Source organism: Eikenella sp. NML99-0057 (genome assembly GCF_001648535.1).
Taxonomy (GTDB): domain Bacteria; phylum Pseudomonadota; class Gammaproteobacteria; order Burkholderiales; family Neisseriaceae; genus Eikenella; species Eikenella exigua.
In genome coordinates this window covers 70980-79509 of the sequence record NZ_LXST01000014.1, presented here as the reverse complement: position 1 = coordinate 79509, position 8530 = coordinate 70980, and the positions used below count along the sequence as shown (strand labels likewise).

General features: G+C 56.2%; 14 protein-coding genes. All 14 read left to right on the top strand.

Features of this window, described 5'->3' with window-relative positions; genetic code table 11:
* Positions 1-299 precede the first annotated feature (299 nt).
* The 14 genes from rplU to truB all read left to right on the top strand — a co-directional run bounded on the left by rplU (position 300) and on the right by truB (position 8530).
* A complete protein-coding gene (rplU, locus tag A7Q03_RS09585; protein ID WP_023887837.1) occupies positions 300-608 on the top strand; it encodes a 50S ribosomal protein L21 in 309 nt (102 codons plus the stop codon).
* 29 nt (positions 609-637) lie between these two features.
* Positions 638-910, top strand: coding sequence for a 50S ribosomal protein L27 (gene rpmA / locus A7Q03_RS09580; RefSeq protein ID WP_023887836.1), 273 nt, complete (start codon positions 638-640; stop codon positions 908-910).
* 175 nt (positions 911-1085) lie between these two features.
* A complete protein-coding gene (gene pdxA, locus A7Q03_RS09575; protein ID WP_067449371.1) occupies positions 1086-2084 on the top strand; it encodes a 4-hydroxythreonine-4-phosphate dehydrogenase PdxA in 999 nt (332 codons plus the stop codon).
* A gap of 250 nt (positions 2085-2334) precedes the next feature.
* Positions 2335-3135, top strand: a complete 801-nt coding sequence (locus A7Q03_RS09570) for an ABC transporter ATP-binding protein (protein ID WP_067449369.1) — start codon at positions 2335-2337, stop codon at positions 3133-3135.
* 3 nt (positions 3136-3138) lie between these two features.
* The gene (gene mlaE, locus A7Q03_RS09565) at positions 3139-3915 is read left to right on the top strand and encodes a lipid asymmetry maintenance ABC transporter permease subunit MlaE (protein ID WP_023887833.1); all 777 of its coding nucleotides are present in this window, start codon (positions 3139-3141) and stop codon (positions 3913-3915) included.
* A 7-nt stretch (positions 3916-3922) separates the two neighbouring features.
* Positions 3923-4393, top strand: a complete 471-nt coding sequence (gene mlaD / locus A7Q03_RS09560) for an outer membrane lipid asymmetry maintenance protein MlaD (RefSeq protein ID WP_067449367.1) — start codon at positions 3923-3925, stop codon at positions 4391-4393.
* Between the two features lie 44 nt (positions 4394-4437).
* On the top strand, positions 4438-5028 hold the full coding sequence (locus A7Q03_RS09555) for a phospholipid-binding protein MlaC (protein WP_067449366.1): 591 nt from the start codon (positions 4438-4440) through the stop codon (positions 5026-5028).
* Between the two features lie 4 nt (positions 5029-5032).
* Positions 5033-5323, top strand: coding sequence for a lipid asymmetry maintenance protein MlaB (locus tag A7Q03_RS09550; protein ID WP_067449363.1), 291 nt, complete (start codon positions 5033-5035; stop codon positions 5321-5323).
* Positions 5320-6222 carry a VacJ family lipoprotein gene (locus tag A7Q03_RS09545; RefSeq protein WP_067449361.1) on the top strand — a complete coding sequence of 301 codons (903 nt, stop codon included), beginning with the start codon at positions 5320-5322 and terminating at the stop codon, positions 6220-6222. The genes A7Q03_RS09550 and A7Q03_RS09545 overlap by 4 nt, the downstream gene beginning before the upstream one ends.
* A 110-nt stretch (positions 6223-6332) precedes the next feature.
* Positions 6333-6686, top strand: a complete 354-nt coding sequence (locus A7Q03_RS09540) for a VacJ (protein WP_067449359.1) — start codon at positions 6333-6335, stop codon at positions 6684-6686.
* 50 nt (positions 6687-6736) lie between these two features.
* On the top strand, positions 6737-7165 hold the full coding sequence (locus A7Q03_RS09535) for a thioesterase family protein (protein WP_067449357.1): 429 nt from the start codon (positions 6737-6739) through the stop codon (positions 7163-7165).
* Positions 7162-7452, top strand: coding sequence for a hypothetical protein (locus A7Q03_RS09530; RefSeq protein ID WP_067449355.1), 291 nt, complete (start codon positions 7162-7164; stop codon positions 7450-7452). Before A7Q03_RS09535 ends, A7Q03_RS09530 begins: the two co-directional genes overlap by 4 nt.
* Positions 7452-7631 carry a hypothetical protein gene (locus A7Q03_RS10460; protein WP_067449353.1) on the top strand — a complete coding sequence of 60 codons (180 nt, stop codon included), beginning with the start codon at positions 7452-7454 and terminating at the stop codon, positions 7629-7631. Before A7Q03_RS09530 ends, A7Q03_RS10460 begins: the two co-directional genes overlap by 1 nt.
* Entirely contained in the window at positions 7628-8530 is a 903-nt protein-coding gene (gene truB, locus A7Q03_RS09520; protein ID WP_067449351.1) for a tRNA pseudouridine(55) synthase TruB, read from the top strand. The genes A7Q03_RS10460 and truB overlap by 4 nt, the downstream gene beginning before the upstream one ends.

Below are 8530 nucleotides of genomic sequence, written 5' to 3'. Positions count from 1 at the left end.
TAAAACACCCACACTTATCGGTAATCTGATTGTTAAAGAGCTGCTGAACCGTAAAACCGACAACAAAACCGTGCCGTAAGGAACAGCGAAGATGCGGACTATACGCCTACCAGAATATTTTGTCAAACATCTTTTGACTCATTCTTTACCAACAACAACACAGCCATCAGACTACAAAAGGAAAATAACCTTTTGACAAGATGATCACAGATGCAATAAAATACGTAGTTCTTGTGTTCTAGGCATTATCGAACACTAGATAAATTAACCTTTTGATATAACCCCACATGGAGTTGAGTATGTACGCGGTCATAAAAACCGGCGGCAAACAATACAAAGTTGCTGTTGGCGAAAAATTGAAAGTAGAACAGATACCTGCCGAACTCGACAGCCAAATCGAACTGACTGAAGTTTTGATGATTGCTGACGGCGAGTCTGTAAAAGTAGGCGCACCTTTTATTGAAGGCGCGAAAGTAACAGCTAAGGTAGTGGCTCATGGCCGAGGCGAAAAAATCCGCATTTTCAAAATGCGCCGCCGTAAACACTATCAGAAACGCCAAGGCCACCGCCAGAATTTCACCCAAATTGAAATCGTGGCCATCGCCTAAGTTTTTAACCTAATTCAGGAGTATCAAACATGGCAAGTAAAAAAGCAGGCGGCAGCACCCGCAACGGCCGCGATTCAGAAGCCAAACGCTTGGGCGTGAAAGCCTACGGCAACGAGCTGATTCCTGCCGGTTCCATTATCGTTCGCCAGCGCGGCACCAAGTTTCATGCAGGCAACAACGTAGGCATGGGTAAAGACCATACCCTGTTTGCCAAAGTGGACGGCTACGTAGAATTTACCGTAAAAGGCGTACACAACCGTAAAACCGTTAACGTTCGCCCCTACACTGGTGCCGACGAATAATCAACGGCTAGCCTAATTTCAGGATGCTACTTCAGGTAGCATCCTTTTATTTTGCTCAATCAAATTATCCTGGCTAACACCCTCATTTAGCACACAAGCATTATCCGCCATCAAAAATCTGCTTAGCTACCAACTGCTATAATTCTGCCATCTCTATTTTTCAGGTAGCCTCACCATGCCCGCCACCCCTATCCTAGCCATCACCTCCGGCGAGCCGGCCGGCATAGGCCCCGATATCTGCCTTACTTTAGCTCAGCAGACTTTACCCTGTCGCTGCGTTGTCTTAGCCGACAAACAACTCCTCACCGAACGTGCCCAGCAACTCGGCTACCACACCCCCCTTGCCGATTATCATCCCAACCATCCGCCCGCCCCTGGCACACTGGAAGTTTTACACATTCCCCTCTCCGCCCCCTGCCACACCGGCCAACTCAACTCCGCCAATGCCCGCTACGTACTCTCCCTGCTTGATCGTGCCTATAGCGGCATCTGCCAAGGTGAATTTGCCGGCATGGTAACCGCCCCGTTGCACAAAGGCATCATCAACGACGCTGGCATCCTCTTCAGCGGCCACACCGAATACCTCGCTGCCATCAGCCATACCGAACAAGTCGTCATGATGCTGGCCGGCAACAGCCTACGCGTTGCCCTCGCCACCACCCACCTCCCCCTCAAAGACATCCCCGCCGCCATTACCCGCCCACTGTTACACTCCGTGTTGCACATTTTACACACCGACCTGAAAACCAAATTCGGCATCGCCAAACCCACCATCCTCGTGGCCGGGCTCAATCCACACGCCGGCGAACAAGGTCATCTCGGCTGGGAAGAGATTCAAATCATTGAGCCCGAATTACAATCCCTGCGCAAGCAAGGTCTCAACGTACGCGGCCCCTACCCCGCCGACACCCTGTTTCAACCCTTCTTGCTCAAAGATGCCGATGCCGTGCTCGCCATGTATCACGACCAAGGCCTGCCCGTACTCAAATACGCCTCCTTCGGCCAAGGCGTGAACATTACCCTCGGCCTGCCTTTCATCCGCACCTCAGTCGATCACGGCACCGCCCTCGACCTAGCCGGTACCGGCCGTGCCGACCACGGCAGCCTGCTCACCGCCATCCAAACCGCCCTCGATATGGCCGAACGCTGGCAACACCACCGCGCGCCATCATAGCCGCACACTATCAGGCACAAAGGCTACCTGAAAATCTACCACTCATGCAGCAGTCTTAAAACTTTCAGGTAGCCTTCAGTTCAATCTATCCACATGATATAAAAACACTTCCCTGCACACAAAGACTACCTGAAAAAATCTACAACACTTCCAGCCAGCACTCAGCCTCACCATTGGCAAAATCATTGAACCCAGTGTGCTTTTTCCCTATAATCAACACCCTTGTATGTAAACCTAACCTCTGCCACCTATGGCCACACCCTTCATCGAAATGCAAAACGTCGCCTTTGCCTATGGCGAACGCCCCATCCTGAACAACGTCAGTTTTCAGGTAGCCCAAGGCACGTTTGCCGCCGTGATGGGTGGTTCCGGCAGTGGTAAGACCACCCTGCTGCGCCTGATTACCGGCCAAATTGCGCCCACTTCCGGCCGCGTGCTGATTAATGGCCGCGACCTTGCCGTATTCAACGCTAAAGAGTTGCACCAACATCGGCGCAATATGGGCGTACTGTTCCAATTCGGCGCTCTGTTTACCGATTTATCCGTATATGAAAACGTGGCTTTCCCGCTGCGTGAGCAAACCGACTTGCCCGAAGAAATCATCCGCGATTTAGTGCGCCTGAAGCTCAGCGCCGTCGGCCTGCACGGCACGGAAAACCTGATGCCGGACGAGCTATCCGGCGGCATGTCCCGCCGCGTTGCCTTGGCGCGTACCATCGCCCTCGACCCCGCACTGATGCTGTATGACGAGCCATTCACCGGCCTCGACCCGATTTCGCTGGGCGTAATTGCCGACTTGATCAGCAAAATCAACCATGCCCTGCGCTCCACCAGCATGATGGTTACACACGATGTGCCGCGCTCGCTGCAAATTGCCGACCAAGTGATTTTCCTTGCCCACGGCGAAATCCTATTTTCAGGTAGCCCAGAAGAAATGCGCAGCCTCGATTCGCCGTGGATTACCCAATTTATCAATGGCCTGCCCAACGGCCCGGTCGCCTTCCGCTATCCGGCCGAACGCGGCATACAACAAGTTTTGCTCAATAGCTAAATCATGAATTTTTTCCGAACCCTAGGCGCGAAAACGCTGGATTTCCTGCAGGAGCTAGGCAAAACCACCCTATTCCTGTTTGCCGTGCTGGCACGCTCCGGCACGCTGCTGCCACGCCTGAGGCTGGGCATCCGCCAAATGTATTTCACCGGCGTGCTCTCCATTATCATCATTGCCGTATCAGGGCTGTTTGTGGGCATGGTATTGGGTTTGCAGGGCTACACGCAGCTGGCTAAATTCAAATCAGCCGATATTTTGGGCTACATGGTGGCCGCATCGCTGTTGCGCGAACTGGGGCCGGTACTGGCCGGCATTCTGTTTGCCAGCAGCGCCGGTGGCGCGATGACCAGCGAAATCGGCCTAATGAAAACCACCGAGCAGCTGGAGGCGATGAAGGTGATGGCGGTCGATCCCGTTGCCCGCGTGGTGGTGCCGCGTTTTTGGGCAGGCGTGATTTCCATGCCGCTGTTGGCTTCCATCTGCAATGTGGCCGGTATTTACGGCGCCTATCTTATCGGCGTGCGCTATCTGGGCTTGGACGGCGGCATTTTCTGGTCGCAGATGCAGGCAAATATCGATGTGGGCTACGATGTGGTGAACGGGTTGATTAAATCGGTGGTGTTCGGCGTGGCTATTTCGCTGATTGCCGTGTATCAAGGCTTCCACTGCCGCAGCACGCCGGAAGGCATCCTGCGTGCCAGCACCCGCACCGTGGTGAGCAGCGCGCTCACTGTTTTGGCCTTGGATTTTGTTTTAACCGCCATCATGTTTATCGGATAACCAGATTATGAAAAGAAGCACTTTAGAACTTTGGGTCGGCGTTTTTGTGGCCTTAAGCATTGCTGCTGTGGTATTTTTATCACTGCGCGTGGCCGGTGGGCAAACGGTTTCCCGCCAGTCGTCCTACACCGTTTCCGCCAGCTTTACCGACATCGGCGGCTTGAAAGTAAAAGCCCCGGTGAAGGCTTCCGGCGTGGTGGTGGGTAGGGTATCCTCCATCCAGCTCGACCCGAAAACCTACCGAGCCAATGTGAGCCTGAACATCGACAGCCAATACCGTTTCAGCACCGACGTTTCCGCCGAAATTCTCACTTCCGGCCTGTTGGGCGAGCAATATATCGGCCTGCAGCAGGGCGCGGAGGAAACCGAGTTGAAAAACGGCGACACCATCGAAATCACCAGCTCTGCTTTGGTGCTGGAGCAGCTAATCGGAAAATTTATGACCAATACCGTAGAAAAAAACGGCGTAACACAATAAACACACTACAACATTTTCATTTTTCACTGGGAAAGGAAACATCAATGAAAAAATCCGCACTCACCGCCGCCCTGAGCATTGGCATCATGAGCATCGGCCTGGCCTTCGCTACGCCGCAGCAGGCCGTGGCACAGCTCAAGCAAAACAGCACCCAAGTGCTGAACATCTTGCAAAACGCCAAAAACAACAACGATGTGCAAGTTCGCCGTCAGGCCGAAAACTATGCCATCCCCTATTTTGACTTTACCCGCATGACCGAACTGGCTGTGGGCGCCAACTGGCGCAACGCCACCCCGGCGCAGAAAACCGCGCTTACCGAACAGTTTAAAACCCTGCTCATCCGCACCTACTCCGGCACCATGCTGCAATACCGCAACGCCAACGTGGTTATCCGCGAGAACGCGGTTCAGCGCGGCAACAGCATTATCGTTACCGCCGACATCACTCCCGCCGGCGGCAAACCGGTAACTATGGATTACACCATGTACCAAAGCGGCGGCAAATACCGCGTTTATAACGTGGCCGTAGAGGGCGCCAGCCTGGTAACCGTGTACCGCAGCCAGTTCAACAACACCATCGCGCAAAAAGGCATCGACGGCCTGATTCAAGAGCTGCGCAACAAAAACGGCAGCTGAATCCATGCACAGCGAATGCCGCGATGAAACCGTGTACCTCAGTGGGGAAGTGACCGTTGCCACGGTAACCTCCCCGCTGTTTCACGCCTATTGCCAACAGCTGGGCTACCTGAAAAACAGCCCAGCCCCCGCAATCGATTTCTCCGGCGTAAGCCAAGCCGATTCCGTCTGCATTTCCCTTATGGCCGCCGCCAAACGCAGCCGCCCCGAAGCCGCTTGGGTGTTCCGCGGCCTGCCCACTGGCGTGGCCGCTTTGGCCGAACTGTATGAAGTAGGCGGCTGGATAACATCATGAAAAAACTGCTCACCCTCACCCTGCTCACCATCGGCCTGTCCGGCAATGCCTTGGCCGAAGGCGTCGCCTACGACCCCTATGAAGGCTACAACCGCTTCATGTTCGGCGTAAACGACCGCATCGACCGCCACTTCCTTTCTCCCGTGGCACGCGGCTACCGCGCCGTTACCCCCCGCCCAGTGCGCAGCGGCATCGGCAACTTTTTCAATAACCTGCGCGACATCGTGAGCGTGGGCAGCAACCTATTGCGGCTCAACATTTCCAAAGCCGGTAGCGACCTGGTTCGCGTGGGCATCAACACCACCTTCGGCTTCGGCGGCCTTATCGACATCGCCAGCGAAGCCCAAATGCCCAACAACAAAAACACCCTCGGCGACACCTTCGCCAGCTGGGGCTGGAAAAACAGCAACTACTTCGTCTATCCCCTGCTCGGCCCCAGCACCGTGCGCGATGCACTGGGCAACACCATCACCAGCGTTTATTCCCCCGAAAAACTCGCCTTCGGTAACGGCGCCGGCTACTGGGCCGCCACCGGCGTGAAAACCCTCGACACCCGCGCCAACCTGCTCGACCTCACCGACGGCGTAAACCAAGTTGCGCTCGACCGCTATACCTTCATCCGCGACGCCTACATGGCCGCCCGCGCCAAACAAACCGGCACCATCCTGCCCGGCAGCGAAGACGACTACGTGCCCAGCTTTGAAGAAGATAGCGGCAACACTGGCAGCGAAGCCACAGCTACTGCCGAGCAACCCGCCGCTGGACCAGCCACCGCCGCGCAACCGTCTGCCGAACCCGCAGCAAACTCAGCCACCCCAGCTGCCAATACTCCGGCAGACAACACAAACAGCGGCCGCCCGGCTCCCAATACCATCCACGAAGAAATCATCAGCCGCTAAATTGCCACCCTTCAGATTTTCAGGTAGCCTTTCCACAAGTAGCAAAGGCTACCTGAAAAATAAAGGCTACCTGAAACCCTTCCCCCACCGCCTCATCAAAGGAGCGCATCATGTACGAAATCAACCGCAGCGTATTCCGGCTGGTGCCGCTACAGCCGTTTTGGAACTGGCTCACCGCCCTGCCCGGCGCCGAGCTTGACGACCTTACCCTCGAAGACCTGCAAAACAACGCCAACGCCTACCTCACCAACCCCTGCGATGACGGCGAAGAAGTGTGGGCGGAAGTCAAACCCCAAATCGACACCATCTTCGCCGCCGAGCTGGCCGACTGGTGCGAAGACGAAAGCCAATGGCCAGATTTGCATCCCGACATCTTTGCCGAATGGTTCAACATCCAGATCTCCCCCATCCTCTGCGATTTGTCCGCCCGCGAAGTAGAGCGCGAACCCTTCCAACCCCTGTAAAACCAAAGGCCGGCAGCCCGCACGCCGGCCATTTCCATCCCTGCCATGCCATGCCACACCACACCCACCTCACCGTACGCGGCTACCACCTCGACGTATACCGCCACGTAAACAACGCCCGCTATCTCGAATTTCTCGAAGAAGCCCGCTGGGACTATTTCGACCACAACGGGCTAGCCGAATTCTTCCGTAACAGCCGCTACGGCATGGCCATCGTCCACATCGACATCCACTACCGCCGTGCCGCCCTCCTCGGCGACCAACTCGACATCGAGACCGCCTTTGCCCAAGCCGATGCACGCCAAGTCGTTATCAGCCAAATCATCCGCAAAACCGGCAGCACACACATCCTCGCCGAAGCCCGTGTCAGCTTCATGCTCATCAACCAAACCTCCGGCCGCGCCATCCGCTTCCCCGCCGAACTGCAGCAAGCCATTGCCTCCCATATCCCATCCAACCCCGCAGAACCCGCCTCATGAAAAAATACCTCGGCGCCTTCCTCCTGCTGGCCGTGCTCGCCGCCGCCGGCTACATCCTGTTCGCCCCCAAACGCCTTCGCCTTCGCCCTGCAAAACCTGCAAGGCCAAAACGTGGATCACCCCGCCCCGCAAGGCAAAGTTACCCTCATCAACTTCTGGTTTCCCTACTGCCCCGGCTGCATAACCAAAATGCCCAAACCCACCGTCTGCTCTTCACCGTGCTCTACGACACACAAGGCCAAACCCAGCAGGCCTACCAAGTCATCGCCGCTGCGTTTCCTTTCTGATGGACAAAAACGGCCAGATCGCCAAAACCTATGTGGGCGAGCTCAACTTCGCCGAAGTGTACCGCCTGGCCGAACAACCGCTCGCCGAACAACCTGCCCCAATATTTTCAGGTAGCCTTCCTCCGAAGAAAGGCTACCTGAAAAATAAACTACCGATCAATCAATACTCCACACCATGAAACCTCAAAAACGCCCCCTCGACGGCGTCCTCCTGCTCGACAAAGCCACCGGCCTCTCCAGCAACAGCGCCCTCCAGCAAGCCCGCCGCCTCTACCGTGCCGAAAAAGCCGGCCACACCGGCGTGCTCGATCCGCTGGCCACCGGCTTGCTCCCCGTCTGCTTCGGCCAAGCCACCAAATTCGCCCAATACCTGCTCGATGCCAACAAAGCCTACATCGCCACCCTCCGCCTCGGCCAGTCCACCGATACCGGCGATGCCGAAGGCAGCATCATCGCCACCAGCAACACCGAAATCAGCCAAACCGATTTTCAGGTAGCCTGCCGGCAGCACCTTGGCGCACAGCAGCAGCTGCCTCCCATGTATTCCGCCCTCAAGCACCAAGGCAAACCCCTCTACCAATACGCCCGCCAAGGCATCGATATCCAACGCCAGCCCCGCAGCATACATATTCACGACATCCAAATCCTCCGCTTCCAATTCCCCGAAACCCAAATCAGCGTGCAATGCAGCAAAGGCACCTACATCCGTACCCTCGCCGAAGACATTGCCAAAAGCGCCCACACCCTAGCCCACCTCACCGCCCTGCGCCGCACCGCCACCGCCGGCTTCCAAATCGAACACAGCCACAGCATCGAAAGCCTTACCGCGTTCACGGAGGAGCAGCGCGATGCCTTACTGTTGCCCTGCGATACATTGGTGCAACATCTGCCGCAGCACACCGCCAGTGAACAAACCATTCGCGCCCTGCGCTTCGGCCAAACCCCTGTTGCCCCGCCAGAGCTGCCAGAAAACACCCCCCTGCGCATCTACTCCGCCAACCGCGAATTCATCGGCCTCGTCACCAGCCGGCAAGGCTACCTGAAAGCCCTGCGCCTGATGAGCACACAAGCCAACTGA

Excerpts from the sequence above, each read along its gene's own strand:
- rpmA (WP_023887836.1), top strand. The coding sequence starts at position 638 with ATGGCAAGTAAAAAAGCAGGCGGCAGCACCCGCAACGGCCGCGATTCA.
- A7Q03_RS09540 (WP_067449359.1), top strand. The coding sequence starts at position 6,333 with ATGTACGAAATCAACCGCAGCGTATTCCGGCTGGTGCCGCTACAGCCG.
- A7Q03_RS09530 (WP_067449355.1), top strand. The coding sequence starts at position 7,162 with ATGAAAAAATACCTCGGCGCCTTCCTCCTGCTGGCCGTGCTCGCCGCC.
- pdxA (WP_067449371.1), top strand. The coding sequence starts at position 1,086 with ATGCCCGCCACCCCTATCCTAGCCATCACCTCCGGCGAGCCGGCCGGC.
- A7Q03_RS09535 (WP_067449357.1), top strand. The coding sequence starts at position 6,737 with ATGCCACACCACACCCACCTCACCGTACGCGGCTACCACCTCGACGTA.
- mlaD (WP_067449367.1), top strand. The coding sequence starts at position 3,923 with ATGAAAAGAAGCACTTTAGAACTTTGGGTCGGCGTTTTTGTGGCCTTA.
- A7Q03_RS10460 (WP_067449353.1), top strand. The coding sequence starts at position 7,452 with ATGGACAAAAACGGCCAGATCGCCAAAACCTATGTGGGCGAGCTCAAC.
- rplU (WP_023887837.1), top strand. The coding sequence starts at position 300 with ATGTACGCGGTCATAAAAACCGGCGGCAAACAATACAAAGTTGCTGTT.
- A7Q03_RS09570 (WP_067449369.1), top strand. The coding sequence starts at position 2,335 with ATGGCCACACCCTTCATCGAAATGCAAAACGTCGCCTTTGCCTATGGC.
- truB (WP_067449351.1), top strand. The coding sequence starts at position 7,628 with ATGAAACCTCAAAAACGCCCCCTCGACGGCGTCCTCCTGCTCGACAAA.
- mlaE (WP_023887833.1), top strand. The coding sequence starts at position 3,139 with ATGAATTTTTTCCGAACCCTAGGCGCGAAAACGCTGGATTTCCTGCAG.
- A7Q03_RS09555 (WP_067449366.1), top strand. The coding sequence starts at position 4,438 with ATGAAAAAATCCGCACTCACCGCCGCCCTGAGCATTGGCATCATGAGC.
- A7Q03_RS09550 (WP_067449363.1), top strand. The coding sequence starts at position 5,033 with ATGCACAGCGAATGCCGCGATGAAACCGTGTACCTCAGTGGGGAAGTG.
- A7Q03_RS09545 (WP_067449361.1), top strand. The coding sequence starts at position 5,320 with ATGAAAAAACTGCTCACCCTCACCCTGCTCACCATCGGCCTGTCCGGC.